The 25,853-nt window shown below is 62.9% G+C and carries 23 protein-coding genes; 8 read left to right on the top strand and 15 right to left on the bottom strand.

All coding sequences use genetic code 11. The features are described from left to right. Positions 1 to 5: 5 nt before the first annotated feature. Entirely contained in the window at positions 6 to 1,139 is a 1,134-nt protein-coding gene (locus tag EB235_RS01750) for an alpha/beta hydrolase family protein (protein WP_027032667.1), read from the bottom strand. A 339-nt stretch (positions 1,140 to 1,478) separates the two neighbouring features. Here EB235_RS01750 and EB235_RS01755 point away from each other — a divergent pair, with 339 nt between their 5' ends. Then, a complete protein-coding gene (locus EB235_RS01755) occupies positions 1,479 to 2,396 on the top strand; it encodes a membrane protein (protein WP_027032666.1) in 918 nt (305 codons plus the stop codon). A 72-nt stretch (positions 2,397 to 2,468) separates the two neighbouring features. Here the strand turns inward: EB235_RS01755 and EB235_RS01760 are convergent, their stop codons facing one another. From EB235_RS01760 to EB235_RS01775, 4 genes are all read right to left on the bottom strand, one after another. Then, on the bottom strand, positions 2,469 to 3,866 hold the full coding sequence (locus tag EB235_RS01760) for an NAD(P)(+) transhydrogenase (Re/Si-specific) subunit beta (RefSeq protein ID WP_027032665.1): 1,398 nt from the start codon (positions 3,864 to 3,866) through the stop codon (positions 2,469 to 2,471). Positions 3,867 to 3,872: 6 nt separating this feature from the next. Continuing rightward, a complete protein-coding gene (locus EB235_RS01765; protein ID WP_032926637.1) occupies positions 3,873 to 4,298 on the bottom strand; it encodes an NAD(P) transhydrogenase subunit alpha in 426 nt (141 codons plus the stop codon). After that, complete coding sequence (locus tag EB235_RS01770; RefSeq protein ID WP_027032663.1) at positions 4,298 to 5,572, bottom strand: Re/Si-specific NAD(P)(+) transhydrogenase subunit alpha; 1,275 nt, start codon at positions 5,570 to 5,572, stop codon at positions 4,298 to 4,300. The genes EB235_RS01765 and EB235_RS01770 overlap by 1 nt, the downstream gene beginning before the upstream one ends. Positions 5,573 to 5,659: 87 nt before the next feature. Further along, on the bottom strand, positions 5,660 to 5,884 hold the full coding sequence (locus EB235_RS01775) for an aa3-type cytochrome c oxidase subunit IV (protein WP_027032662.1): 225 nt from the start codon (positions 5,882 to 5,884) through the stop codon (positions 5,660 to 5,662). Positions 5,885 to 6,137: 253 nt separating this feature from the next. Between EB235_RS01775 and EB235_RS01780 the strand changes: the two genes are divergently transcribed. After that, positions 6,138 to 6,953 (top strand): alpha/beta fold hydrolase, encoded by an 816-nt coding sequence (locus EB235_RS01780; RefSeq protein WP_027032661.1) that lies wholly within the window; start codon positions 6,138 to 6,140, stop codon positions 6,951 to 6,953. Between the two features lie 65 nt (positions 6,954 to 7,018). Here the strand turns inward: EB235_RS01780 and EB235_RS01785 are convergent, their stop codons facing one another. The 6 genes from EB235_RS01785 to EB235_RS01810 form a co-directional block, all read right to left on the bottom strand. Further along, positions 7,019 to 7,168 (bottom strand): DUF3096 domain-containing protein, encoded by a 150-nt coding sequence (locus EB235_RS01785; protein WP_080680904.1) that lies wholly within the window; start codon positions 7,166 to 7,168, stop codon positions 7,019 to 7,021. Positions 7,169 to 7,385: 217 nt separating this feature from the next. Next, positions 7,386 to 8,153, bottom strand: a complete 768-nt coding sequence (locus EB235_RS01790; protein ID WP_027032660.1) for an N-acyl amino acid synthase FeeM domain-containing protein — start codon at positions 8,151 to 8,153, stop codon at positions 7,386 to 7,388. Positions 8,154 to 8,495: 342 nt separating this feature from the next. Further along, entirely contained in the window at positions 8,496 to 10,832 is a 2,337-nt protein-coding gene (locus EB235_RS01795) for a putative bifunctional diguanylate cyclase/phosphodiesterase (RefSeq protein WP_027032659.1), read from the bottom strand. 142 nt (positions 10,833 to 10,974) lie between these two features. Continuing rightward, entirely contained in the window at positions 10,975 to 14,454 is a 3,480-nt protein-coding gene (locus EB235_RS01800; protein ID WP_027032658.1) for an indolepyruvate ferredoxin oxidoreductase family protein, read from the bottom strand. Positions 14,455 to 14,670: 216 nt separating this feature from the next. Beyond that, on the bottom strand, positions 14,671 to 15,216 hold the full coding sequence (locus EB235_RS01805; protein WP_027032657.1) for a hypothetical protein: 546 nt from the start codon (positions 15,214 to 15,216) through the stop codon (positions 14,671 to 14,673). Next, positions 15,197 to 15,808, bottom strand: a complete 612-nt coding sequence (locus tag EB235_RS01810) for a CGNR zinc finger domain-containing protein (RefSeq protein ID WP_027032656.1) — start codon at positions 15,806 to 15,808, stop codon at positions 15,197 to 15,199. The genes EB235_RS01805 and EB235_RS01810 overlap by 20 nt, the downstream gene beginning before the upstream one ends. Before the next feature lie 64 nt (positions 15,809 to 15,872). Here EB235_RS01810 and EB235_RS01815 point away from each other — a divergent pair, with 64 nt between their 5' ends. The 5 genes from EB235_RS01815 to EB235_RS01835 all read left to right on the top strand — a co-directional run bounded on the left by EB235_RS01815 (position 15,873) and on the right by EB235_RS01835 (position 21,089). Beyond that, a complete protein-coding gene (locus EB235_RS01815; RefSeq protein WP_027032655.1) occupies positions 15,873 to 16,778 on the top strand; it encodes a branched-chain amino acid ABC transporter permease in 906 nt (301 codons plus the stop codon). 187 nt (positions 16,779 to 16,965) lie between these two features. Next, positions 16,966 to 17,550 carry a TRAP transporter small permease subunit gene (locus tag EB235_RS01820; RefSeq protein WP_027032654.1) on the top strand — a complete coding sequence of 195 codons (585 nt, stop codon included), beginning with the start codon at positions 16,966 to 16,968 and terminating at the stop codon, positions 17,548 to 17,550. Next, the gene (locus EB235_RS01825) at positions 17,550 to 19,337 is read left to right on the top strand and encodes a TRAP transporter large permease (protein WP_027032653.1); all 1,788 of its coding nucleotides are present in this window, start codon (positions 17,550 to 17,552) and stop codon (positions 19,335 to 19,337) included. Before EB235_RS01820 ends, EB235_RS01825 begins: the two co-directional genes overlap by 1 nt. Before the next feature lie 14 nt (positions 19,338 to 19,351). After that, positions 19,352 to 20,380 carry a zinc-dependent alcohol dehydrogenase family protein gene (locus EB235_RS01830; RefSeq protein WP_027032652.1) on the top strand — a complete coding sequence of 343 codons (1,029 nt, stop codon included), beginning with the start codon at positions 19,352 to 19,354 and terminating at the stop codon, positions 20,378 to 20,380. Between the two features lie 334 nt (positions 20,381 to 20,714). Continuing rightward, positions 20,715 to 21,089, top strand: coding sequence for a VOC family protein (locus tag EB235_RS01835; protein WP_027032651.1), 375 nt, complete (start codon positions 20,715 to 20,717; stop codon positions 21,087 to 21,089). A gap of 57 nt (positions 21,090 to 21,146) precedes the next feature. Here the strand turns inward: EB235_RS01835 and EB235_RS01840 are convergent, their stop codons facing one another. Next, the gene (locus EB235_RS01840) at positions 21,147 to 22,256 is read right to left on the bottom strand and encodes a TRAP transporter substrate-binding protein (protein WP_027032650.1); all 1,110 of its coding nucleotides are present in this window, start codon (positions 22,254 to 22,256) and stop codon (positions 21,147 to 21,149) included. Between the two features lie 263 nt (positions 22,257 to 22,519). Between EB235_RS01840 and EB235_RS01845 the strand changes: the two genes are divergently transcribed. Next, entirely contained in the window at positions 22,520 to 23,293 is a 774-nt protein-coding gene (locus tag EB235_RS01845) for a gamma-glutamyl-gamma-aminobutyrate hydrolase family protein (protein ID WP_027032649.1), read from the top strand. Here the strand turns inward: EB235_RS01845 and EB235_RS01850 are convergent, their stop codons facing one another. The 3 genes from EB235_RS01850 to EB235_RS01860 all read right to left on the bottom strand — a co-directional run bounded on the left by EB235_RS01850 (position 23,294) and on the right by EB235_RS01860 (position 25,739). Beyond that, positions 23,294 to 23,698: a hypothetical protein gene (locus tag EB235_RS01850; protein WP_032925821.1), complete on the bottom strand. Its 405-nt coding sequence runs from the start codon at positions 23,696 to 23,698 to the stop codon at positions 23,294 to 23,296. A gap of 83 nt (positions 23,699 to 23,781) precedes the next feature. Next, positions 23,782 to 24,765, bottom strand: a complete 984-nt coding sequence (locus EB235_RS01855) for a 2-hydroxyacid dehydrogenase (protein WP_027032647.1) — start codon at positions 24,763 to 24,765, stop codon at positions 23,782 to 23,784. Beyond that, positions 24,762 to 25,739 carry a LacI family DNA-binding transcriptional regulator gene (locus tag EB235_RS01860; RefSeq protein ID WP_027032646.1) on the bottom strand — a complete coding sequence of 326 codons (978 nt, stop codon included), beginning with the start codon at positions 25,737 to 25,739 and terminating at the stop codon, positions 24,762 to 24,764. The genes EB235_RS01855 and EB235_RS01860 overlap by 4 nt, the downstream gene beginning before the upstream one ends. Between the last annotated feature and the right edge of the window lie 114 nt (positions 25,740 to 25,853).

Here is a 25,853-nt window from a genome sequence, read left to right on the forward strand (position 1 = left end):
CAGCATTAAGACCGTAGCGCCGCCCTGAAGAAACGCACCAGGGCGTCGTTCAGGCGCTGGTGAAACGCGGCCCGGTCGAAGCCCGGGCCGTCGATGCAAATTCCGGGAGCGGCGACGCGCAGTTGGGCGCTGCATGGCGGCAGGAACGCATAGTGACCCGCCATGGGTTCGACATGGTACTCCGGCGGTCGAGGCAGCGCCGAACGGATTTGTTCCTCATACCAGGGGTCGGGTTGATGCCGGTCCTCGGCTGCGCGCCATAGGAGCACCGGGATTTGAACCGACGCGAGGCCGGCCCGGTCGAAGGTGAAGCCGAACGCCGGCGCGGCAGCTGCGATGGCACGGATTCGCTGATCACGCTTCCATGCCTCCGGCGGTGGTTGGACCGCTTTTGCAATGGAATGGACCCCTGCTTTCGCCAACGCGGTGCAAAGATCGTGCTGCGGCTTTGCCGCGCAGTATGGGTCTATCCTGCCGAGATCGGGTACTCCGCCCGCTTCGACGAGCACGGTGAAGCCGCCATTCGAGAAACCGAAGGCGCCGATCCGCTGCGGATCGATGTCGGCATGTCCTTGCCAGTCCTTCAGCATGAAATCGATCAGCCGGCTTAGCTGGGCGGGCCGGCGCCATGGCATCAGCACCTTGCTCTGGTCGTCGTAGGTATCGCCGGCGTGGCTGACCGCGGCGACGATGAACCCGGCTCTCGCCAAGGCGATCGCCGTGTCGTAGTGCCCGGCATATGAGCCGCCGCCGCCATGCGAGATCACGATGAGCGGCAGCGCATGGCCTTCTACCGGACCGGAAGGAGCGACGCGCTGCCTGAAGCTTTCCAGCGGCACATCGCGCGGCTCGGCTGAAGTCGGGTACCAGATGCCGGCGGCCAGCGGCGCTTCGTCGCCATTGGGAATGCGAACCACTTCAAATCCCACCGGAGAAAGATGCCCGATATCTTGGGTAACTGACCCTGTCGGCACCACACCAGCCGGCGCAGTGGTTGTGGCCGCCAAGGCTCCGCCCCAAACGAACACTCCACAGAGAAAGGCCAGGCCGGCGAAAATTGCCAAGCGCGGCCCACAGGCAGCATCCAAAATCCGCTGGGCTTTTGCTTTTTGCTGCATGCGCAACTTCGTCAGGGACATTGGGCTTTCTGCTCAGAAAGGAAATGTGGCGTCAGAGGAATTGGTGGCCCGAGGCGGGGACAATGTGTCCGCTTTCGCCCAACTCGATTTGCGGGTCAAATCACAACAGCATCATCGGGTTCAGACAGTGCGGAGCGGCCGCGCGCCAATTGTTCCGACTGTACCAATAAAATCATTTCATACCCGCCGGAACGGAAGTCCTCCGACGACATTGTGACAGCATCGATCACAATTTCTCACAGGAGGCCTTTCATGGGACGTGGCATATTGCTCTGGTTGCTCGGTATTCCGATCCCGATCATCATTCTCATCATGCTGTTCGTACGGTAGGGGGCGTCGATGCAGCCCACCGTATCGGCTATCGACCTGTCCGCTTCAGAAGAATCGTCCTCCACAGCTGTCAGCTGGGGACCGATCATCGCTGGCGCCTTCGCGGCCTCGACGCTGACCTTCATCCTCATGCTGCTCGGCTCAGGGCTTGGGCTCAGCATGGTTTCACCATGGTCGGGGTCCGGCGCGTCGATCACCACCTTCGCTGTGTCGACGGCCACCTGGCTGGTCATCGTGCAATGGCTGTCCTCCGGCGTCGGCGGTTACCTTGCCGGACGCCTGCGCACCAAATGGGTCGGCGTCCACACTGACGAAGTGTATTTCCGTGACACCGCTCATGGCTTCCTTGCCTGGGCGTTGGCAACGCTGCTTGTCGTCGGTGTGCTTGGCTCGGCGCTTTCCGCGGTAGTCGGCTCAGGCGTACAGGCGGTGTCCACCGTGGCTTCGGGTGCCGCCATGGGTGCATCGGCTGGTGCTTCTGCCAACGCCGGCAGCGCATCGACCGACAACGCGACCTCCTACCTGGTGGATTCGTTGTTCCGTCCGGCCGATGCGAGCAAGCTCGCGGCGGCTGGTCCGGACGGCAATGCCGCCGCGGTTGGCCAGGCCTCGCGCATCCTGATCGCCAGTGCGGCGGCCGGCGAGATTTCGGCCGACGACAAGACCTATCTGTCGCAACTCGTTGCCGCCCGCACTGGCCTGTCTGAGGCCGACGCCAAGGCGCGTGTCGAAGCCCTGGTTGCCAAGGTCGAGGACGCCAAGGTCAAGGCCAAGCAGGCTGCCGACACCGCCAGGAAAGGCAGCGCGACTTTTGCCCTGCTTGGCGCCCTGTCGCTGGTCATCGGTGCCTTCATCGCGAGTGCCGCGGCCGCTCTCGGCGGCAGGCAGCGCGACGAAGAGGAAGCGGTTTTCCTGACCACCCGCTGAAACTGACTACACCGCTGAAAAGAAAAGCCCGGCATGAAGCCGGGCTTTTCTGTTGCTTGAGTTGCGGCCGGATCAGTGATCCATGGCCTTGACGATCTCTTCGGTCATCTTCTTGGCGTCGCCGAGCAGCATCATGGTGCCATCCTTGTAGAACAGCGTGTTGTCGATACCGGCATAGCCGGAGCCGAGCGAGCGCTTGACGAACAGGCAGGTGCGCGCCTTGTCGACGTCGAGGATCGGCATACCGTAGATGGGTGAACTCTTGTCATCCCGCGCGGACGGGTTGGTGACGTCATTGGCGCCGATGACATAGGCGACATCGGCCTGCGCGAATTCCGAATTGATGTCCTCGAGCTCGAACACTTCATCGTAAGGCACGTTGGCCTCGGCCAAGAGCACGTTCATGTGGCCGGGCATGCGGCCGGCCACGGGATGGATGGCGTATTTGACGTCGACGCCGTTGGCCTTGAGCTTGTCGGCCATTTCGCGCAGCGCGTGTTGCGCCTGGGCGACCGCCATGCCGTAGCCGGGCACGATGATGACCTTCTGGGCGTTCATCATCAGGTAAGCGGCGTCGTCGGCCGAACCCTGCTTGACCGTGCGCTCGATGCCGTCATCGCTTGCTGCCGCCGTTTCACCGCCGAACCCACCGAGGATGACCGAGATGAAGCTTCGGTTCATGCCCTTGCACATGATGTAGGACAGGATGGCGCCGGACGAACCGACCAGCGCGCCGGTGATGATGAGCGCCAGGTTGCCAAGCGTGAAGCCGAGTGCGGCCGCTGCCCAGCCCGAGTAGGAATTCAGCATCGAGACGACGACCGGCATGTCGGCGCCGCCGATCGGAATGATCAGCAGGATGCCGAGCACCAGCGAGGCGGCGACAATCAGCCAGAACACCAGTTTGGCTTCGGTGGTGACGAGCAGCACGATCAGCACGATCAGCGCGACGCCAAGCGCGGCGTTGATGAAGTGACGGCCACCGATCATGATCGGCTTGCCCGACATGCGGCCATCGAGCTTGAGGAAGGCGATGACCGAGCCGGTGAAGGTGATGGCGCCGATGGCGACGCCAAGGCTCATCTCGATCAGGGCCTGGGCGTGGATGTCGCCGTTCGTGCCGATGCCAAAGCTTTCCGGCGCATAGATGGCGGCTGCCGCCACCATGACGGCGGCAAGGCCAACCAGCGAGTGGAAGGCGGCGACCAGCTGCGGCATCGAGGTCATGGCGATGCGGCGCGCAGTGACGGCGCCGACACCGCCACCAATGGCGAGGCCAAGCACGATCAGGCCGAAGCGGCCGGCCGAAGGGGTTGCCAGCGCCAGCGTGGTGGCAATGGCAATGCCCATGCCGATCATGCCGTAGAAATTGCCCTGGCGGCTGGTGGTCGGATGCGACAGGCCGCGCAGCGCCATGATGAACAGGACGCCGGAAACCAGATAGAGGAAGGACGCGAAGTTGGCGTTCATGGCGCGCTACTTGTCCTTCTTCTTGTACATGGCCAGCATGCGCTGGGTGACGAGGAAGCCTCCGAAGATGTTGACGGACACCAGCATCAGCGCGACGAAGCCGAACCCGGCTGCGATGCCGGAAGCGGCGATGCCGACGGCGAGCAGCGCACCGACGACGATGACCGAGGAGATGGCGTTGGTGACGGCCATCAGCGGCGTGTGCAGCGCCGGGGTCACCGACCAGACGACGTAATAGCCGACGAAGATTGCCAGCACGAAGATGGCGAAACGGAAGACGAAGGGATCGATCGCGCCGCCGGACAGCGCGTGCGCGGCGTCACCCGCCGCGTCGGCACCGCCTGGAGCGTTGGCCAGGTTCTGCGCCGCCAGCTTGACGGCGGCGGATGCCTGGTCGAGCTGATCGAGGGCTTTCTGCAGGGTCTGATCCATCACGCGGTCCCTTTCGACTTGGACGAGGACGACTTGGATGCGGCAGTTTTCTTGGGCGCGGCTTTCTCTGGTGCAACCGAGGCGTCGGCAACCATCGTCGTGGCCGGGATCGCGGCCGGCTCAACATGAGGCTGCTGGTCAGCCTTGGCGAAGGCCGGATGCACGACACGGCCAGCGTCGGTCAGCATCGTTGCCTTGACCAGATCGTCATCGCGGTTGATGGAAAGCGTTTTCGTGGTCTTGTCGACCAGCGTCTCGAGGAAAGCGAACAGGTTCCTGGCGTAAAGCAGTGAGGCGGATGCGGCGACGCGGCCGGGCACGTTGAGATGGCCGACAATCTTGACGTTGTTGGCTGTAGTGACGACTTTGCCCGCTTCGGCACCTTCGACATTGCCGCCGCGTTCGACCGCAAGGTCGATGAGCACCGAGCCCGGCTTCATCGAGGCGACCATCGCCGCCGAGACCAGCTTGGGTGCCGGCCGGCCGGGGATCAGCGCCGTGGTGATGACGATGTCCTGCTTGGCTATGTGCTCGGCGGTGAGTGCCGCCTGCTTGGCCTGGTATTCCTTCGACATTTCCTTGGCGTAGCCGCCGGCTGTCTCGGCCGCCTTGAATTCCTCATCCTCGACGGCCAGGAATTTCGCGCCGAGCGAGGCGACCTGTTCCTTGGCGGCGGGGCGAACGTCGGTGGCGGTGACGACAGCACCTAGCCGGCGCGCCGTGGCGATTGCCTGCAGGCCGGCGACGCCGACACCCATGATGAACACCTTTGCCGCCGGCACCGTGCCGGCCGCCGTCATCATCATCGGCAGCGCCCGGTCATATTCCGAAGCGCCATCGATCACCGCCTGGTAACCGGCAAGGTTGGCTTGGCTGGACAACACGTCCATCGATTGCGCGCGGGTGATGCGCGGCATGAACTCCATCGAGAAAGCCGTCACGCCGGCCCTGGCCAACGCCGCTACCGCGGCGTCGTTGCCGTAGGGATCCATGATGGCGATGACGGCAGCGCCGGACTTGTAGCTCTTCAGCTCGGTGTCCGTTGGCCGGCGAACCTTCAGCACGACATCGGCCCTGGCGACATCGGAAGCCTTGCCGATGGCGGCACCTGCCTTGGCGAACTCTTCGTCGGGGATACGCGACCTCGTACCGGCGCCGGTTTCGACAACCACATCGAGACCAAGTGCCGCCAGCCGCTTGACCGTATCGGGCGAGGCCGCGACGCGCGGCTCGTTCGCATCAAGCTCAAGAGGGATGAAAACCGTCTGTCCCACCGCATGATCCTTTCGGCTGGAACCTGTTTGCGCAAAGTGTCGGCCGGAATGTCCGGCGACGTCAACCGCAACGGGGTTTTGGAAGGTCTATCGCAGAATGAAGGCGCCGACGGCCAGAAGCAGGACGAACAGGATCAGCGCTGAGAAGAAACCTGCCGCAAAGAAGCCGAAAGCCATCGCCACAAGGAGCGCGCCGCAGAACAGCGATCCATATTTGGCCAGCGCGAGAAAGCCCGCATAGGTGCGGTCATGCTCCGCGTAGTCCATCTTCGCGCCCAGTTCGACAGGACCGGTCGGCGAGTGATCAGCCATAGCAATACCCCTTCGAAGACATCTTTCAGGCACATACCGAAAAGCCGGGCCGAGAGCAATGGCGCTATTGCCGCATTGGGCCGACAACTGCCTCAAGGGAATATTGAAACTGCTGGCCTGCCCAGCCTGTTGGCGGTGCGATCGCCGGACGTACTGCGTGAGTTCCATTGAAGCTGCTGTGAGAATTTGGCGGTTCTGAACGGCGTCGCGGGGGATTATCGTCGTCGGACGAACAGCCGGTCGATGAAGCACCATGGTTACACCCACACAGACATTTGACTGGAACGGCACGACCATCGCGTGGGGAACCGCCAGTTCAGGCCCTCCGATCGTGCTCGTGCATGGTACGCCATTCTCCTCGCATGTCTGGCATCGCGTCGCACCGGAACTGGCGCGCGACCATACGCTGTATTTCTACGATCTTCCCGGATATGGGCGATCCGACAAATGCGAAGGCCAGGATGTTTCGCTGGGCATCCAGAACAAGGCGCTGGCGGCAATGCTGGCCTTCTGGAAGCTCGACCGGCCTCAGATCATCGCCCATGATTTCGGCGGCGCCACGGCGTTGCGCGCACATCTGATCGACGGCTGCGACTATGAGAGGTTGTTGCTGATCGACCCGGTGGCGGTGCGCCCATGGGGCTCGCCCTTTGTCCAGCATGTGCGGCAGCATGAGGCCGCGTTCGCCGGCATACCGGACTATATACAGGTCGCAATCCTGAAAGCCTATATTTCAGGCGCCGCGGCCAGACCGTTGTCGGACAGCGATCTGGAACCCTACGTCGCGCCATGGACCGGGCCTATTGGCCAGCCGGCTTTCTATCGGCAGATCGCCCAGATGGATCAGCGTTTCACCGACGAGGTAGAACCGCTTTACGGCAAGTTCCGCTGCCCCGTCTCCTTGCTATGGGGCGAGGAAGACCGCTGGATACCGCCAGACAGCGGCCACAAGCTCGCGGCCATGCTGCCGGATTGCGGCTTGACGCTTATTCCCGGCTCCGGCCATCTCATGCAGGAAGACGCACCGCAAGCGATCGTCGCCGCAGCGCTGCGCTCCTTTGCTGGCTGAGAGGCACTTCTGACGCAATTCCGGACGAAAAACCGCTTCACACTTTTCCTGGAATTGCTCCGGTTTCAGCCGGCAAGGTGCGGGAAGAGCCCCAGCAGCCCAACGACGATCAGATAGAGCGCGACGATGTAGTTCAGCAGCCGTGGCATGACGAGGATCAGCACACCGGCGATCAGCGAGATAAGCGGCGTGAGCGCGAGCTGGGAAATATGCATGTCGGGGTCCTTCTGGCAGATCTGTTGGGATGACAAAGACAGAGCGGCAGCGCACCGCCGTCATCAGAACGCGGATCTGACCGGAAGGCTCCGGGTGCTATGCAAAAATCGGGGCTTAGAGCAATTCCAGGAAAAGTGTGAAACAGTTTTCCGTCCGGAATTGCGTCAAAACCGAGGGTTAGAGCAGTTTACCGTTTTCGTGAAAAGGTGAACTGCTCTAGGCGGCGTCGCGATAATATTTCGCTGTCGGCACGATGGACAAGGGTGTCAGTCGGTTGATGGCCGGATTGCCAAACATCAGCCGCTGTTCCATGGGCGTCGACCTGAAGAATGGGAACCGTTGGAGTGTCATGCGCATATTTTCGCCGGCGGGGATTTCGAACAGGGCGATCCGGGTAAGAACGCCCGGAAATTCTTTAGCCTCGGTCCTCTGCACGGCATTGAAATAGCGCGAATAGAAATTGGAATGCTCGACCTTGACCGGTGTAAGCACCGAGTTCTGGCCAAAATAGAGCGAGGCCACCATGGCAAGCCTGAGTGTCAGGAACGGCAGCACTCCGGGCGCCGGCGCGGCGTCGGGATCGGTTGCAAACCGGGTTCCGTCGATAAAGGTTTCGCCGCGGGCAAGTCGCTCGAGCAGTACTTCCGGATAGGCGTCGACGGAGGGCGAATTCGGGTGCTCCCGAGAAATGTAATGGAAGCGGAGCGTGCTGACCAACTCGCCATAGAAATAGACACCGAACCGGTAGGAATTGGGCAGATTGTCCCAGCGATCCTCAAACATCCCGCTGGCGATTGGGCCGCACATGCCCGAGCGCAGATAGGATTTGTAGCGAAGCCGGTAAATCGCCTCGAGATCCTCGCCCCCTGTAATGAGGCGATAATCGACATGCTCCAGCAATTGCATCATCGATCGGTTCAGCACGGAATCCCCGGCCGAGCCTATTCCGCCGGAGGCATTCCTCACAGCCCGTGCAGCATCCATTATCTGTCCTCGAAATTCCGCCTGTGGATAAGGGTATTCGAGCTGAAATGAGACACAAGCTGAAACTTGGATGATGCTGGTTTACCTTCTGTTAACCTTAACAGCCGTGCGTCCACTGAGAATGCGACCCTTGCGTTCAGCAATTTTCGCGTGTGTCGCAATCCCTTGTTTTGCCTGGCGAACTTTAACCGGCTGGCTGTCAATGACGACGCCTGTCAGGCTGGATTTCACTCGACCCGTTCCCGGTGATCACGCAACATTGTGCACCGCCGAACATGAAACGCCTGACAAAGCGGTGGAACCACCCCCAAGCAAGCCGCTTCGCACTTTTCCTCGAATTGCCTAACTGGCTGTCCGTTTGCCGGAACTGGCTGCCCGTTTGCCGGTAAGGCGCAGGTCCGCGGCAAATGGCCAGGTGACATTGGACATCGTCTCGATACCCGACGCGCTCAGTGCGGCACCGAAGAGGAAGCCCTGCACAAGGTCCGGCTTGACCTGCAAAGCCAGAATCTTGAGCTGCTCGAAGGTCTCGACGCCCTCGACGGTCACCGAAAGCCCAAGCGGCCGTGACAGATTGACGATGCCTTTGAGCAGCTCCAGCGAACGGGAATTCTGGGTGACGTCTATCAGGAACGAGCGATCGATCTTGATCTTGTCGAGCGGCAGCTTGTGGAGATAGCTCAGGCTCGAATAACCGGTGCCGAAATCGTCGAGCGCGATGCGCACACCAAGCTGCTTCAATTCGTCGAGATACTGGCGCGTCAGCGACTTGTCGTCGAGCAGCGCCGTCTCGGTGACCTCGATCTCCAGCCGGCCGGCGGCGAGGCCGGAGCTGATCAACGCATCGCGAACCTTCTGGATGACGTCGCGATTGCGGAAATCCTTGGCGGAGAGATTGACCGAGACGCTGGTCTGATCCGGCCATTTGGCGCATTCGGTGCAGGCTGCCTGGAGCACAAAGGTGCTGATCTCTGAAATAATGCCCATTTCCTCGGCGAGCGGAATGAAGATGGCGGGCGAAATCGGCCCGAGATCGGGATGATCCCAGCGGCACAGCGCCTCGCAGCTGGCGATGCGCATAGTGCTCATCGCCACGATCGGCTGATAGACGACCCGCAGGCTCTTGCTTTCCACCGCGCTGCGCAGGTCCGCCTTCATCAGCTGACGGTTGCGGAACGCGGCGTCCATCGCAGCCTCGAACAGCCGCCAGCCGTTCTTGCCAAGCTCCTTGGCCTTGTAAAGCGCCAGATCGGCCTTGACGATCATGGCGTCGACATCGCTGTCCCTGACCCGTGCCAACACGGCGCCGCCACTGGCCTGGATGCGCAACCCGTGGCCGGCAACGTCCACTTCGCCTTGCAACGCTGCAAAGATCTCGTCGATCTGGATAGTCAGGTGGCTTTCATCCTCGATCCGGTCGAAGAAAACCATGAATTCGTCGCCGCCAAAACGGCTGACGGTGATGCCTTGCCCTGCAACGCCGGCGAGACGTTCGGCGACCGCATAGATCAACCCGTCGCCGATCGGATGCCCGAGCGTGTCATTGACGCTCTTGAAATCGTCGAGGTCAAGCACGGCCAGGCCGCAGAGGCGGTCGCGGTCGCCCGATGCCATCGCCTCGCCGACGAGTTCGTGGAAGTAAGCGCGGTTGGGCAGACCGGTGAGATTGTCGTAGCGCGCCATGAAGCGGATCTTGTCTTCCGCCTCGACGCGAGCCGTCACATCCTCGAAGGTGATGACACCCAATTCCTGGCTGCCTTCGCGTGCGGAAAATTCATAGTGCTGGCCGTTGGCGAGGGAAACGAGCACCTTGCGGTCGCGGCCCTCGCGCAGGGCGCGGGTCAGTTGCGCCTCGATGTAGCGGCAATCCTTCGGCGCCAGCATGCCGCCGGCGACGCCGCGCATCAAAAGGCCATGGATCGACCGCCCGAGCAGCGCATCCCCGGACTTGAGCGACATCAGATGGGCAGCCTCGGCATTGGCCACCGCCACCCGGCCGTTGGGGCCGAGCATGACAAGGCCGTGCGACATGGTGTTGAGGGCGCGATCGAACCTGTGCGCGAGCTTCCGCGCTTCCTTGTGGCCAATGACCGCCGAGAAAAGCACGTCGCGGACGTGATCGGCGCTGTTGATCGTGACGAACGTCAGCGGGATGATCATCAAGCCGAGAACGACCGAGGGGAGATCCATGCGCAGCAAGAGTGCAAGGGCTGCCGGACCAATGAAGGTCACGGAAAAAATCCGCACCATGAGCGGCGATCCGTAGTTGCGGCCAACAACCGTCACCAAGGTTGCGATGGCCAGCGACGTCGCGGCCAGTTCGGCAAACGGATCGGGATAGACATAGATCGATATGAAACACAGCGCGCCCAAGCCGAGGCCTTGCAGGCTGCCCTTGAGGATATACGTGCGCTCCCACCGCCGCGCCTCTTCGACATTGGCTATGACGCCGCCCGCCTTGCGGAAGCTGCGAATGCCGGAGTAGCGGAAGAGGCTGATGGACAGCAGGGTGAAAGAAAAACCCAGGAACAAAGGGTTCTGCGTACGCAGGTAGATCATGAATCCGAGGATCCAGTAGCATACGCCACCGATCACCAGCATGTGGGCGTTGTCGAACAACGACCGCACAAACTGGATATAGACATCCGCGGGGATGTTCTCGGTTTTTGTTCTGCCCATATCGTCGGCCCAACGCTAAGCCTTGTCATGTCACAACCGCCTTAAGAAAGGCTTAGAACAGTGATTTCGACTTAGCTGCCGAGGACCTGCGAATGCAGGACAGGCCAGGAAAATCAAGCTTCAGGTAAACAAGCCGTATCCGTCATTCGGCGGCCTGCAGTTCCGGCCGCACTGACGCGGCCGACAGGCGTTCGAGCAGCCTTTTGCGCTCGCCCGCGGCCTTTTGCGCGCTTGCCTGCCGGACGTGGCCGTAACCACGGATGAGGGCGGGGACCGAGACGAGAGCGACCGCCGCATCGGTCAGGCCCGGCGCCAACGACCTGGCGACGAGCTCAAGATCGGCCTCATATTGCGCCAAAAGCTGCCGTTCCACGCGCCGTTCAGCGCTATAGCCAAACAGGTCGAAAGCGGTGCCGCGCAAGCCCTTCAGCGCCGCCAGCAGGCGAAAACCCTTCATCATCCAGGGGCCGAAGCTCGATTTCCGAGGGCTTCCGTCATTGCCGCGACGCCCCATGATCGGCGGGGCGAGATGGAATTCGAGTTTCTCGTAGCTCTGGAACTGCTTGCCAAGCTCGGCGGCGAAGGAGCCGTCGGTGTAGAGCCGCGCCACCTCGTATTCGTCCTTGATCGCCATCAGCTTGAACAGGTTCCTGGCCGCCGCCTCTGTCACGGTCGTCGAGCCGGGCACGGCCTTGGCTTCCGCGGCACGCAGCAACGCCAGCCTGTCGGCATAGCGCTTGCCGTAGCCGGAGTTCTGGTAAGCGGTCAGGACGGCGACACGGCGGGCAATGATCTCGTCCAGCGTCTGCGCGACCGGGGCGGTTTGTCCCGCCTTGCCCGGCTGGGCGACGAGGCCGCGCACGAAATCCGGCTGATGCGCCGCGCGGCGGCCCCAGCGGAAGGCGGCAATATTCATCGCCACCGCTTCGCCGTTGAGCTCGATCGCCCTTTCGACGGCCTCGGCCGACAGCGGCAGGCCGCCATGCTGGAAGGCAAAGCCGAGCATGAACATGTTGGCGCCGAGCGAATTGCCAAACAGTGATGTGGCGGTGCGGGTGGCGTCGAAGAAATGCGCCTTGTCGTCACCGGCGGCGGCCCGGATCGCTTTCTTCAGGCGCTCGATCGGCAGCGAGAAGTCGGCCGAGCGGGCAAACTCGCCGGGCATGATCTCGGCGGTGTTGGCGAGGAAGATGGTATGGCCCTCGCGTACCGCCGTCAGCACCTTCTTGGCGCCTGACACGACGAGGTCGCAGCCGAGCACGAGATCGGCCTTGCCCGCCGAAACGCGGATGGCGTGGATGTCGTCCGGCGTGCGGGCAATGCGGACATGGGTGAACACCGAGCCGCCCTTCTGGGCGAGGCCGGCCATGTCGATCATGCCGCAGCCCTTGTCCTCGAGGTGGGCCGCCATGCCGAGGACGGCGCCGACGGTAACGACGCCGGTGCCACCGACGCCATCGATGATCGCCGCCCAACCCTCGGCGCCCAGCGGGAATTCGGCTGGTGTCGGTACGCCATCGAGCGGATCGGTCTTGCCGGCCAGGCCTTCGGCCTTGCGGATCTTGGCGCCATGCACGGTGACGAAGGACGGGCAGAAGCCGTTGACGCAGGAGAAATCCTTGTTGCAGCTCGACTGGTCGATCTTGCGCTTGCGGCCGAATTCGGTCTCGACCGGCTGGATCGAGACGCAGTTCGATTGCACGCCGCAATCGCCGCAGCCTTCGCAGACCAGTTCGTTGATGAAGACGCGCTTGTCGGGATCGGGAAAGGTGCCGCGCTTGCGGCGCCGGCGTTTTTCGGCGGCACAAGTCTGGTCATAGATCAGGATCGACACGCCCTTGACGTCGCGCAGCTCGCGCTGGACGAGATCGAGGTCGTCGCGATGATGGATGGTGGCGCCGGCCGGGAATGCGGCCTTGCCGGCATATTTGTCCGGTTCGTCGGTGACGATGGCGATACGGTCGACGCCCTCGGCCCGCACCTGCCTGGCGATCATGTCCACCGTCAGGCCGCCCTCATGCGGCTGGCCGCCGGTCATCGCCACTGCATCGTTATAGAGGATCTTGTAGGTGATGTTGGCGTCGCTCGACAAAGCGAAGCGGATCGCCAGCACGCCGGAATGGTTGTAGGTGCCGTCGCCGAGATTCTGGAAAATGTGCTCGCGCTTCGAGAACGGCGCCTGACCGACCCATTGTGCGCCCTCGCCGCCCATGGCCGTGAAACCCAGCGTGTTGCGGTCCATCCACAACGCCATGAAATGGCAGCCGATGCCGGCAGCCGCGATCGAGCCGTCTGGCACCTTGGTCGAGGAATTGTGCGGGCAACCGGAACAGAAGAAGGGCGTGCGCGAACCGATGTCGGTGGCATCATTGAGCATCGCCTGGAACTGGCGCAGCTTGCCCACCCGCGCCGAAATCTCTTCCGACGGACCGATGGTTTTGACGATTCTCTCGCCAAGGGCAATGGCGATCTCGTTGGGGTCGAGCGCACCCTTGGCGGGGAACAGCCAGTCGCCGCGCTCATCCTTCTTGCCGACGATGACCGGCTGCGAGGCGGTGCCATAGAGGCTTTCGCGCAGCTGCACCTCGATCAGCGAGCGCTTCTCCTCGACGACGACGATGGTGTCGAGGCCGCGGGCAAAGTCGGCGATGTGCTGCAGGTCGAGCGGCCAGGGGCAGCCGACCTTGAACAGGCGCACGCCGATGCGGGTGGCCGCCGCCTCGTCGATGCCGATATCCTCCAGCGCCTGACGGACATCGAGATAGCTCTTGCCAAGCGTGATGATGCCAAGCTTCGGGTTGCGGCCGCCTGAATAGACGATGTGGTTCAACCCGTTGGCATGGATGAAGGCGGAGGCTGCGGCGCGCTTGTACTCGTGCAGCCGCTCCTCCTGGCCGAGCATGTCGATCTCGTGGCGGATGTTGAGGCCGCCGGGCGGCATGTCGAACTCCGGCACGACGATGTTGAGCCGTTCGAGCGAGGCGTCGACCGAGGCCGTCGATTCGATGTTGTCCTTGACGCATTTGATCGCCGCCCAGGTGCCGGCGAAACGCGACATGGCAAAGCCGTACAGGCCGTAGTCGATGATCTCCTGGACGCCGGCCGGATTGAGGATCGGCACCATGGTGTCGACGAAGAGGAATTCGGTGGCATGCGCATTGGTCGAGGATTCGGCCATATGGTCGTCGCCCATGAGCGCAAGGACGCCGCCATGCCTGGACGAGCCGGCGAGATTGGCGTGGCGGAACACGTCGCCTGAGCGATCGACGCCCGGGCCCTTGCCGTACCAGACCGAAAAGACACCGTCATGGGTGCCCTCGCCCAGCAGTTCCGTCTGTTGCGACCCCCAGCAGGCGGTGGCGGCAAGCTCCTCGTTGAGGCCGGGCTGGAAGACGATGTCGGCTTGCGCGAGCTGGTTCTTCGCTTTCCACAGCTGCATGTCGAGGCCGCCGAGCGGCGAGCCGCGGTAGCCGGAGACGAAACCGGCCGTGTTAAGGCCGGCGCGGCGGTCGCGCTCGCGCTGCATCAGGAGCATGCGGATGACCGCCTGCGCGCCGGACAGGAAGATGCGCTCCTTTCCGAGGTCGAACTTGTCGTCGAGCGCGACATCATGCAGCGTCATCAGGCATTTCCTCTGCGAAGGCCGCGTAGGGAAGCGGCCAACGTCGGGATCGGATGACGCATCCTTTCTCCCCTTGCAAGTGAGGTCAAACAAAATCGCAGGGGCCAGGCAACGCGCAACAAACAGTCCGGCAGGCGCTGGACCGCGCATGAAACCGCGCGCCGACAGGGAGAAGGCGCGCTAAAACTCCAGTGAAATGGATGCCGTCAGACGATGTCAGCCGGCTTTCGAGCAGTCCGGCTTCGGATCACCCGGCAGCTTGCCGTCGGGATGGCCGACGAGGTCGGGGTTGGCCGTGTAGAGCTGATCGACGACCAGCGGCCGGTCGGGCAGGATCGACTGGTCTTCCGTCGACATCAGCGTGGTGTCGATCTTCTGCAGGACGGTACCGTCGGCGCCCTTGATGCTGATGGCGATGGCGTAGGGCTTGTTCTTGACGATGCAGGTCAGTGCCGGGCTCTCCAGGCTCACCTTGTCGAGCTTCGGCCAGACTTTCTGCTCGACCACGATCGGCGCACCGCCGGCAGGATTCTGGAAGTCGGCGACCACCACCTGGCCTTCGCCCATCGGCTGCAACGGCCGCAGCGTCACGACGTAGGTCGCCCTGGCAAGACGGTAGTTAAAGACGAATATCTTGCCTGAAACCTCGAACAGCTTGCCTTCACCACCGGTATCGCGGCAGGCGCCGAGTGCCACGGCCGCAACCATCATGGAGCCGACAGCGACCGAGTGTAAAACCCTCCTAGACATCCTTGACCTCATGGGCCGCCAAACGACGGCGGCGATAGTGACGACTTGCCTTCTGCCTGTTGCCGCACACCGCCATGTCGCACCAAAGGCGGCTGGAATTGCGGCTTCTGTCGACGAACAGCCAGGTGCAGTTGGGACAGATCCTGAGCCTTGCGATCGTGTCGTCGCGCAGCAGCGAAAGGGCTGAAACCGCCAGCGCCACCTCGAAGGCGATCGGCGCCAGGGGATCACCGAACGGCCTTCCCGGCGCGCCGATCTTGGTCCGGCTGCCGGCCAGGCCTTCGGCGCAGGCGCGCAGGAATTCGGGCAGGTCGGCGGTGGCGACCGCGCCCTTCGACACCGCGCCGCGAAACAGCCGGTCGGTCGTCTCGCGGATCGACAGCACTATCGGAGCGATCGCTGACGGCGAGGATACCGCAAGCCGCCTGTCGCCAAGCTCGGCGGCGCGAAAGCCGCTGGCCGCGTCGGCGAAGCGGGCGATTTCGGCCGGATCATCGAAGCGGTCGAATGTGCGCTCCGGATCGCCGCGCAGCACGACGGTGTTGGCCGTGTCGAGCGCGAGCAGGCCGCCCGTGAAGCGGTGCGGTGTCCAGGCAACTGTCATGCCGCAAAATCTAACCGATAAATCACATTTGACAAGTTAGATTCGGCAATGCAAACCTCTCCGCATGCTCTACTTCTTCCAGCAGGTGCTGAACGGGCTGCATTCGGGCGCGCTCTATGCGCTGCTCGCCTTCGGCTACGTGCTGACCAACGGCATTTTGCACCGCACCAACCTCGCCTATGGCGCGCTGTTTGCCTTTTGCGGCCAGGTCATGATCCTGAGCGTCGCCTTCGGCTACCAGGTGCTGTGGCTGACGCTGCTGGCGTCGGTGCTGTTCGGCGTCGTTGCGGCATTTCTCTATGCAGCGCTGATCAGCCATGTCCTGTCGCGCAGCGTCTTCGAGCCGTTGGCCGACCGCTCGCCCAATGCGATCGTGGTAACGACGCTCGGCATCCTGATCGTCTTGTCGGAGGCGAGCCGCATCGCAGCCGACACGCATGATCTGTGGCTGCCACCGATGCTGGCCCAGCCTATCGTCTTCGCGGAAGGCGCCGGCTTCAAGGCAACGCTGACACTGATCCAGGTGCTCGACTGCGCGGCGGTGCTGGCCGCGATCGCACTCGCCACATGGGCGTTTGGCCACTCCGCCTTTGGCCGGGCATGGCGGGCTGTCTCCGACGACCCACGAGCCGCCGCCCTGTGCGGCGTCGACGTGAGCCGCGTCTTCCGGCATGCCGTGCTGTTCGGCGGTTTCTGCGCCGCCCTGGCCGGTGTCATGGCCAGCCTCTACTACGGCAATGTCAGCTTCGGCTCCGGCCTTGTCTACGGGCTGAAGATCCTCTTCGTGACCGCGGTCGGCGGCTATCTCTCGCCGCCACGGGCAGCGCTCGGCGCCGCCGCCTTCGGCATGGCCGAATCACTGTGGGCCGGCTATTTCCCGATCGAATGGCGCGATGCGTGGATGTACCTGTTCCTGGTGGCCATGCTGATCCTGATCGGCGCTGGCCGCGACACCGGCAAGGTCGTCTGAGCCATCAGACTTTGGTTGCATGACGCCGGGGCAGACCGCCCTTGCCCCGTCCCGCGCTTCACCCAACATCGTTTTGCTGCCGCCATCCGTGTTGACCCGTGTGGCCACGCACGGCATACCGTTGGGCCACGCGGCGTGATGGTGGGAAAAGGGGAGCCGGCACGCCTCCGTTACAAGGGAGGACTGCATGCAAGGGCCGCTCGCTCTGTCGCGAGGCATCGACCGCCTCAACGAATTCATCGGCAAATCGGTATCCTGGCTGATACTGCTGGCGATCCTGGTGAGCGCCGGCAATGCCGTCATCCGCAAGGTCTTCGACATCTCGTCGAACGCGTGGCTGGAGCTGCAGTGGTATTTATTCGGCGCCGCCTTCATGCTGGCGGCGGCCTATACGCTGAAACAGAACGAGCATATCCGCATCGACATCGTCTACGGCCTGTTTTCACGCCGCGTGCAACACTGGATCGACCTTCTCGGCCACGTCTTCTTCCTGATGCCGTTCGTGACGCTGATGGTGTTTTACTTCGTCCCCTATGTCAGGCTGTCATTCCATAGCGGTGAGATGTCAACCAATGCCGGCGGCCTGATCGTCTGGCCGGCCAAGGCGATTCTCCTGGTCGGGTTTTTCCTGCTCGCGCTGCAGGGCATTTCCGAAATCATCAAGAAGATCGCCATCATGCGCGGCGTCATGGACGATCCCAACCCATTCATTTCCGTGCACGAACAGGCTGAGCTCGAAGCCAAGGCACTCGCCGAAGAGGTGCGCTCGTGATGGAGTTCATCGCCCAGAACATGGCGCCGATCATGTTCGCCTCGCTGATCCTGTTCATGCTGATCGGCTATCCCGTCGCATTCTCGCTGGCCGCGAACGGGTTGATGTTCTTTTTTATCGGTGTGTTTCTGACGCCCTATTCAGGTGGTGCGATCAATCTCGACTGGCCGCTTCTCTATGCGCTGCCAGACAATTTCTATGGCAGCCGGGTGATGTCGAACGACACGCTGCTGGCCATCCCGTTCTTCACCTTCATGGGCATCGTGCTCGAGCGATCGGGCATGGCCGAGGACCTGCTCGACACGATCGGCCAGCTGTTCGGCCCAATCCGCGGCGGACTTGCCTATGCGGTGATCTTCGTCGGCGCGTTGCTGGCCGCGACCACCGGCGTGGTGGCGGCATCCGTCATCGCCATGGGGCTGATCTCGCTGCCGATCATGCTGCGCTATGGCTATGACCGCCGGCTGGCCTCGGGCGTCATTGCCGCCTCCGGCACGCTCGCGCAGATCATCCCGCCTTCGCTGGTGCTGATCGTGCTCGCCGACCAGCTCGGCCGCTCGGTCGGCGACATGTATGCGGGTGCGCTGATCCCCGGCCTCGTCCTGACTGGGCTCTACGCGCTTTACATTCTCATCGTGTCTATCTTCCGGCCGAAAATGGTGCCGGCGCTGCCGCTTGAAGCACGCACGCTGGGCCATGGCGTGATGTCGCTGCTGGTGGCGCTGGCGGTAACGGTGGCCATATCCTATGCGGCGTACCGCTATCTGGCGCCGGCACATGGTGACAATGCCGATATTCTGGGCGCCACGGCTGGCGTGCTACTGATCTATATCGTTGCCATCGCCGACAGGCGGCTGAACATCAACATGATGTCGCGGCTGGCGCAGCAGGTGGTGATCGTGCTGATCCCGCCGCTGGCGCTGATCTTCCTGGTGCTTGGAACCATCTTCCTCGGCATCGCCACGCCGACCGAGGGAGGCGCCATGGGCTCCGTCGGGGCATTGATCATGGCGGCGGCAAAAGGTCGGTTGTCGCTGGACGTGATCAAGCAGGCACTGACCTCGACGACGCGGCTGTCGTCCTTCGTGCTGTTCATCCTGATCGGCGCGCGGGTGTTTTCGCTCACCTTCTATGGCGTCAACGGCCAGATCTGGGTCGAGCATTTGCTGACCTCGCTGCCGGGCGGCGAAGTCGGCTTCCTGATCGGCGTCAACATCCTCGTCTTCTTCCTGGCCTTCTTCCTCGATTTCTTCGAACTCGCCTTCATCATCGTGCCGCTGCTGGCACCGGCGGCCGACAAGCTCGGCATCGACCTGATCTGGTTCGGCGTGCTGCTCGGCGTCAACATGCAGACCAGCTTCATGCATCCGCCTTTCGGCTTCGCGCTGTTCTACCTGCGCTCGGTCGCCGCCCGCGTGCCCTATCTCGACCGCCTCACCGGCAAGCAGATCGCTCCGGTCACCACTGGCCAGATCTATTGGGGCGCGGTGCCGTTCGTCTGCATCCAGGTGATCATGATCGGACTGACGATCGCCTTCCCGCAAATGGTAATGCGCTACAAAGGCACCACGGTTGATCCGGGCACGATCGACTACACGGTGCCGGCAATACCTGGCATGTCACCGCCCGGTGCGCCACCGGCCAACGGTACCGCACCGGCCAATGGCGGCACGGCTCCGGCTACCACACCCGACCTTTCACAGCCGCCGAGCTTCGGCGACACACCACCCGCCGCACAACCGGCCACGCCCCAGCCGGACCTGTCGCAGCCGCCGAGCTTCAACTGATGGATGCCAAGACCATGAAAGCGGTGCGACTGGAAGCCGTGGGCAGCATTGCGCTACGCGAAGTCGACAAACCCATCCCCGGCCCGGACGAGCTTCTGGTGCGGATCGAAGCCTGCGGCGTCTGCGGCACCGACCGGCACCTTTTCCACGGCGAATTCCCCTGCAAGCCGCCGGTGACGCCCGGACATGAATTTTCGGGCATCATTGAGGCGGTCGGCGACGCCGTCTCAGGCTTTGCCGTCGGCGACCGCGTCACCGGCGATCCCAACATCGCCTGCGGGCGATGCCCGCATTGCCATGCCGGCCGGGTCAATCTCTGCCGCAATCTCAACGCGATCGGCATCCATCGCGACGGCGGCTTTGCCGACTATGTCGTGCTGCCGCAGAAGCAGGCCTTCATCCTGCCCGCCGACCTACCGCCAACGCATGGCGCGTTCTGCGAGCCGCTTGGCTGCTGCCTGCATGGCGTGGATCTGGCCGAGATCAAGCCGGGCAGTTCGGTGATCGTGCTTGGCGGCGGCGTTATCGGCCTGCTCACCGTGCAATTGGCGCGGCTGGCCGGAGCCACGACGATTGTCCTGTCGACCAGACAGGCTTCGCGGCGCGCGCTTGCCGAGGAGCTCGGCGCGACAGTGACGGTCGATCCCACCGCCGCCGATGTCATCGAGGTCATCGCCGGGCCGGCGGGCCTGTTGCCGGGCGGCGCCGACGTGGTGTTCGAATGCGCTGGTGTGCGCGAGACCGTCGAGCAGTCGATGCGGCTGGCCAGGGCCGGCGGCACCGTCGTCATCGTCGGCGTCACGCCGCAAGGCATGAAGGCAGAATTCGAGCCTTTCGATCTGTTGTTTCGGGAATTGAAGGTGCTGGGCTCATTCCTCAATCCCTACACGCATCGCCGCGCCGCCGAGCTGATCGCATCCGGTGCGATCGAGATCGACCGGCTTATCTCCAGGCGAGTGCCGCTCGAAGAGGCGGCAATGGTGATCGCCAATCCGCCAGCGCCCGGCGAGGTCAAGGTGCTGGTGGTGCCCGGCCGAAGCTGAGGCAACAGGCTTGCCGCCGGCTCGCCACTCCGCTATTCAGGCCGCGCCGAAAAAGACATGACCGGTTCGGTAGTCCGGTCTCTTCCGTTTTTCGAGCATGATCTCTGGACAAACCGAGACCGTTTGTCCGTGAAAACCGGACGTCACGTTTCGTGATCATGCTCGGCGGAGGCCTGTTCGCCGCACAATGTGCGGGAGAACCCGCGGACGGCAAGCGAGGCGAAAGCCCGCGAGCCGGTTGGGTCATGTCCGGATTTCCTGATGCCACGGCCCCGCCGGTTCCCGGTCCGCAGCCAAGCCTTGTCCGCGTTTCAACCGTGACAGGACAAAGACCATGAAACTGAACCACCTCAACATCATCACATCAGAAGTCGCTGCTCTTGCCGGCTTCTTCACCAGCCATTTCGGCTTCGAGCTTGTCGCCATGCGCGGCAAGGACGCTTTTGCGATCCTGCGCGGATCCGATGGCTTTGCCCTCAACCTGATGACACCGGGCAAGAGGGAACCCGCCACCTATCCCGACGGCTTTCACATTGGCTTCTTCGTCGGCAAACCAGACCTTGTGCACGCCAAGCAAGCGGAACTTGCCGAAGCCGGCTTCGCGCCAGGCGAGGTCCAGGAGCTGACACGCGGCGGCTTCAAGTCAACAACCTTCTACTGCACTGCGCCGGGTGGACTGCTGGTCGAGGTCGGTGCCTCGCCAACCTGAAAAAGAAAGACCCCGGGCGGCACGCCCGGGGTCTCGTCTACGAATGCGATGGGACCGTTACAGCTTGCCCTGGCGCTGCTGCACCATCATGAAGGTGTCGTAATTGTACTCGGCCACCTGCGCCCAGAGATAGTGCTCCTTGCGGAAGCCCTTGATCGATTCCCAGATCTTCTTGAACGGTGCGTTGGTGGCTTCCATTTCGGCATAGACCTCGTTTGCCTTTTCAAAGCAGGCTGCCATGACGTCCTGGCTGAACGGGCGCAGCTTCGCGCCGCCGGCCACCAGCCGCTTCACCGCCGGCGGGTTCACATAGTCATATTTCTGCAGCATGTCGGCATCGGCGGCTTGAGCCGCGGTGCGCAGCAGCGACTTGTAAGCCGGCGAAAGCTCTTCATATTTCGCCTTGTTGAACATCAGGTGGACGGTCGGGCCGCCCTCCCACCAGCCGGGATAGTAGTAATACGGCGCGACCTTGTAGAAGCCGAGCTTTTCATCGTCATAAGGGCCGACCCATTCGGCGGCGTCGATGGTGCCCTTTTCCAGCGCCGGATAGATGTCGCCGCCGGCGATCTGCTGCGGCACGACGCCGAGCTTCTGCACCACCTTGCCGGCAAAGCCGCCGATGCGCATCTTGAGGCCGGAGAGGTCGGCAACAGTGTTGATCTCCTTGCGGAACCAGCCGCCCATCTGCACGCCGGTGTTGCCGCCCGGCAGGCCGAACAACCCTTGCGTGGCAAGAAATTCATTGAACAGGTCGATGCCGCCGCCATGGTAGTGCCAGGCATTCATGCCGCGCGCGTTGAGCGAAAAGGGAACCGCGGCACCCAGCGCCCATGTCGGGTCCTTGCCCCAGTAATAATATGCCACCGTGTGGCAGGCTTCGACCGTGCCGGCCGTGGTGGCATCGGCAGCCTGCAGGCCGGGCACGAGTTCGCCGGCGGCGAAGACCTGGATCTGGAAATTGCCGTCGGTGGCTTCCGACAGCATCTTGGAGAACACTTCGGCGCCGCCATAGATCGTGTCGAGCGACTTCGGAAAGGACGACGCCAGTCGCCATGTCACCTTGGGATTGGACTGGGCAATTGCTGGTGCCGCCAGCGTCGCCGCCGCGGCGGCAGCGCCTACGCCGGTTACGCCGGCCTTGCGAATGAATGAACGACGATCCATGAAGTTCCTCCCTTTTGGATCAACAGACCGATTTTCGGGAAATCCTCGGTTCCCGTATCGGTTGGCCGAAACAATACACGGGCAATAAGTCTAGTCCAGCACAGCCGCCAGATTTGGTGACCAAGCCATACGACCCTGCAACTATAGTCTAACGGCGGCGTTCGTGGCCCATGCGACACGTTGAAACTTGGCATGGAAAAATGCCCTGAGATCGCCTATTTTGAAGGCAGGACATCCCTTGCCAGATGGAAAACAGACCCAAAATGCACCAGCCGCTCGTCGCCATATCGACCGACGTCCGTCAGTTCGACAACTACACCTGGCATGCCGCCCCACAGCAATATCTGGAAGCCGCGGTTGCGGGCGCCGGCGTATTCCCTTTGCTGGTGCCATCGTTCGGCGACAGGCTCGATTTCGACGAACTTCTGTCCTCGGTCGATGGCGTCATGGTCACCGGGTCAAAGTCCAATGTGCACCCCTCGCTCTATGGCGGCGATGCCAGCGAAGCCAACGGTCCTTATGATCCGGCGCGTGACGCGACCACGCTGCCGTTGATCCGCCGGGCGATCGAGCGCGGCGTGCCGTTGCTTGCCATTTGCCGCGGCATCCAGGAGCTGAACGTCGCGCTCGGCGGCACGCTGGGCACCGAGATCCAGGAGCGCGAGGGGTCGCTCGACCACCGCGCGCCGGTGAGCGACAAGCAGGATGAGCGCTTCGCCATCCACCAGACCATTTCGATCAAGGCAGGCAGTTGCCTGGCCGGCGTGTTCGGTGCCGGCGACATCAAGGTCAATTCCTTGCATCGCCAGGCGATCGACCGGCTGGGATCGAAGCTCGAGATCGAGGCCGTTGCCACTGACGGCACGGTTGAAGCGGTTTCGGTCAAGGGGGCTCGCGCCTTCGCCGTCGGTGTCCAGTGGCACCCCGAATATTGGATCAAATCGGACAGCAATTCGGCCAAGATCTTCCGCGCCTTCGGCGATGCGGTGCGCCTGCACGCGGCGGCAAAGGCTGGCTCGCGAGCCGCCGCGGAATAATCAGTCGTCAGTTTTCAGATCACCGGCGACCGCCAGCGACAGCAATGGCATGGCTGGAGCATAGGATTCATAGCCATCGCCATCAGCAACCGAGAAGGTGACGATCGGATCGATGCCGTTGGCGCTGAAGGCGACTGTGCCATCGTTCTGCTCACGCCAGAATTTTGCCTGCTCGATGCCCGGCAACAGCCGGCGGCAGGTCGGAGACACCGTCAACGAGGACAAGCCATCCGAAATCGAGGCTCCACGTATGACGGCGCAGGCCCCCTCATCACCGTTGGCGACCAGCCTGTAGCTGTTGGACGAAGTTGCATCGGTGGCGACGCTTTCCCCATTGCCTTCATGGAAAATTTGAACGCCGCCAAACAGCGCGCCGGCAGCAATCAATGCGGAAAGCGTTTTCATCACTCTTCATCCACGCACACGAACAGGATGCAGAATGATTCCAAAGGGTTAAGCTGGCGTTAATAAGTGTGGCGAACGGCCGGTCAGCCGCGCGCCTTCACATCCGCCGTCTCGGGCACCGGTGTCAGCGGCCGACGCTCGGTGAACCAGGACACCAGATTGTCGACGCACAGATCCGCCATGGCGCGGCGTGTGTGCTCCGAGGCCGAGCCGACATGCGGCAGCAGGCAAGCGTTTGGCACGTCGAGCAACGCCTTGGGTACGTTCGGTTCGTCGGCGAAGACATCAAGCCCGGCGGCGGCAATGGTGCCATCGGCAAGTGCTGCCGCAAGTGCTGCCTCATCGACCGTGCTGCCGCGGCCGATATTGACGAAGACGCCGTTGGCGCCGAGTGCCGACAGGATCTCGGCATTGACCGCCTTTTGCGTCGAAGCGCCGCCAGGCGCCACCGAAATCAGCGTATCGACTGCTTCAGCCAAGCCCTTCAGCGTCGGGTGGTACTGATAGGAAAGACCGTCGACACGACGCCGGTTGTGGTAGGCGACCGGCAGGCCGAATGCTTCCAGCCGCCGGGCAATGGCTTGCCCGATGCGGCCCATGCCGAAAATGCCGACGCGGCGCGCGCGCAAGGTCAGCCGGCTCAGCGGATAATTGCCCTTCTTGACCCAGTTGCCGTCGCGCAGCCATTTTTCGGCGGCGTACAACTCGCGCACCGTATTGATCAGCAGCCCGATCGCGGTGTCGGCGACCTCCTCGGTCAGGACGTCGGGCGTGTTGGTGACCATGATGTTTTTCGCCCGGGCATGGCTGACATCGACCGAGTCATAGCCGACGCCGAAGGAGGCAATGAGTTCGAGATTGGGCAAGGCATCCATCATCGCCGCATTGACGCCGGCAAAGCAGGCAATGCCACGCACCGTACGGCGCATTTCGTCGGTGACCAGCGCCGGATCGGCGCGTTCGATCCTCACCTGTTTGAAGGTACGGTCGATGCGCCGGACGGCATGGTCGCTGAAGCCCGCCGGCACCAGAATGGCAACGGCTTGCAGTTGGTCCACCTTGGTCATGCCCGCTCCATCGGCTTGCCGGTCGACTGGCGCACATGCAGTTCCGGCTTGATCAATTCCTGCGAGGGCCGCACCGTCTGCCCGTTGAGCTTGTCGAGCAGCGCGCTGGCGGCGCGGCGGCCAACCTCGCGCTGGCCGTTCCAGACGGTGGTCAGCGCCGGCGTGGCGATCGCCGCCTCTTCGAGATCGTCATAGCCGGTGACGGAAATGTCGATGCCCGGCACCAGGCCTGCACGCGCAATGCCGTTCATCAGGCCGATGGCGACAAGATCGTTCCAGCAGCAGGCAGCGGTCGGCCTGTCCTTCAGCGCCAGGAACTGCCCGGCGGCCTCGAAGCCCGCCTGCTTGGTGCGCGGGCCGGCGATGCGCCAGGACGGCCTGACTTCGAGCCCGGCCGCCTCCATGGCGTTGACATAGCCCTGGTAGCGGTCGCGGCCGGTCGAGGTCTGGTCGGTGCCGCCGATCATGGCGATGCGCTTGTGGCCGAGCGAGATCAGATGGTTGGTGGCGAGGCCTGTTCCATAGGAGTCGTCGCCGCGAAACACCGGCACGTCGGCACCCTCGACGGTGCGTGCGATCAGCACCGCCGGCAGCCCGTTTTCCTCGGCCATCAGGATATCGGAAGCAGGCGTGCCGATGGCCGGCGACATGATGACGCCGTCGGCGCCGAGCTGTAGCAGCGTATCGATGAAGGTGCGTTGCTTCTCGAGCTGATCGTAGTGATTGGACAGGATGAAGGTCTGCCGGCTGCGGTCGAGTTCGCTTTCGATCGAACGCAGGATCTCGGCGAAGAACGGGTTCATGATGTCGTGCACGACGACACCGACAATGCCCGAACGTGAGGTGCGCAGGCTGGCGGCGCGGCGGTTGTAGATATAGCCGATGGCGCGCGCATGTTCCTTGATGCGGTCGCGCGTCGAGCCGGCAACCAGCGGGCTGTCGCGCAGCGCCAGGGACACGGTGGCCGTGGACACGCCGAGCGCGTCCGCGATCGTCGAAAGCTTGATTTTTTGTGCCAGCGCCTTGCGCTCCCCGAACGAGCCGAATTCCGACCTAAACTGTTTAAAGGCGGCGTTATGCCACCGATC

It is taken from the genome of Mesorhizobium loti R88b (assembly GCF_013170845.1).
Taxonomy (GTDB): Bacteria; Pseudomonadota; Alphaproteobacteria; order Rhizobiales; family Rhizobiaceae; genus Mesorhizobium; species Mesorhizobium loti_B.

What these genes read in the sequence shown, in the direction of transcription:
- EB235_RS01750 (WP_027032667.1), bottom strand. Translation starts at nt 1,139, where the DNA reads ATGTCCCTGACGAAGTTGCGCATGCAGCAAAAAGCAAAAGCCCAGCGG.
- EB235_RS01755 (WP_027032666.1), top strand. Translation starts at nt 1,479, where the DNA reads ATGCAGCCCACCGTATCGGCTATCGACCTGTCCGCTTCAGAAGAATCG.
- EB235_RS01760 (WP_027032665.1), bottom strand. Translation starts at nt 3,866, where the DNA reads ATGAACGCCAACTTCGCGTCCTTCCTCTATCTGGTTTCCGGCGTCCTG.
- EB235_RS01765 (WP_032926637.1), bottom strand. Translation starts at nt 4,298, where the DNA reads ATGGATCAGACCCTGCAGAAAGCCCTCGATCAGCTCGACCAGGCATCC.
- EB235_RS01775 (WP_027032662.1), bottom strand. Translation starts at nt 5,884, where the DNA reads ATGGCTGATCACTCGCCGACCGGTCCTGTCGAACTGGGCGCGAAGATG.
- EB235_RS01780 (WP_027032661.1), top strand. Translation starts at nt 6,138, where the DNA reads ATGGTTACACCCACACAGACATTTGACTGGAACGGCACGACCATCGCG.
- EB235_RS01785 (WP_080680904.1), bottom strand. Translation starts at nt 7,168, where the DNA reads ATGCATATTTCCCAGCTCGCGCTCACGCCGCTTATCTCGCTGATCGCC.
- EB235_RS01790 (WP_027032660.1), bottom strand. Translation starts at nt 8,153, where the DNA reads ATGGATGCTGCACGGGCTGTGAGGAATGCCTCCGGCGGAATAGGCTCG.
- EB235_RS01795 (WP_027032659.1), bottom strand. Translation starts at nt 10,832, where the DNA reads ATGGGCAGAACAAAAACCGAGAACATCCCCGCGGATGTCTATATCCAG.
- EB235_RS01800 (WP_027032658.1), bottom strand. Translation starts at nt 14,454, where the DNA reads ATGACGCTGCATGATGTCGCGCTCGACGACAAGTTCGACCTCGGAAAG.
- EB235_RS01805 (WP_027032657.1), bottom strand. Translation starts at nt 15,216, where the DNA reads ATGAGGTCAAGGATGTCTAGGAGGGTTTTACACTCGGTCGCTGTCGGC.
- EB235_RS01810 (WP_027032656.1), bottom strand. Translation starts at nt 15,808, where the DNA reads ATGACAGTTGCCTGGACACCGCACCGCTTCACGGGCGGCCTGCTCGCG.
- EB235_RS01815 (WP_027032655.1), top strand. Translation starts at nt 15,873, where the DNA reads ATGCTCTACTTCTTCCAGCAGGTGCTGAACGGGCTGCATTCGGGCGCG.
- EB235_RS01820 (WP_027032654.1), top strand. Translation starts at nt 16,966, where the DNA reads ATGCAAGGGCCGCTCGCTCTGTCGCGAGGCATCGACCGCCTCAACGAA.
- EB235_RS01825 (WP_027032653.1), top strand. Translation starts at nt 17,550, where the DNA reads ATGGAGTTCATCGCCCAGAACATGGCGCCGATCATGTTCGCCTCGCTG.
- EB235_RS01830 (WP_027032652.1), top strand. Translation starts at nt 19,352, where the DNA reads ATGAAAGCGGTGCGACTGGAAGCCGTGGGCAGCATTGCGCTACGCGAA.
- EB235_RS01835 (WP_027032651.1), top strand. Translation starts at nt 20,715, where the DNA reads ATGAAACTGAACCACCTCAACATCATCACATCAGAAGTCGCTGCTCTT.
- EB235_RS01840 (WP_027032650.1), bottom strand. Translation starts at nt 22,256, where the DNA reads ATGGATCGTCGTTCATTCATTCGCAAGGCCGGCGTAACCGGCGTAGGC.
- EB235_RS01845 (WP_027032649.1), top strand. Translation starts at nt 22,520, where the DNA reads ATGCACCAGCCGCTCGTCGCCATATCGACCGACGTCCGTCAGTTCGAC.
- EB235_RS01850 (WP_032925821.1), bottom strand. Translation starts at nt 23,698, where the DNA reads ATGAAAACGCTTTCCGCATTGATTGCTGCCGGCGCGCTGTTTGGCGGC.
- EB235_RS01855 (WP_027032647.1), bottom strand. Translation starts at nt 24,765, where the DNA reads ATGACCAAGGTGGACCAACTGCAAGCCGTTGCCATTCTGGTGCCGGCG.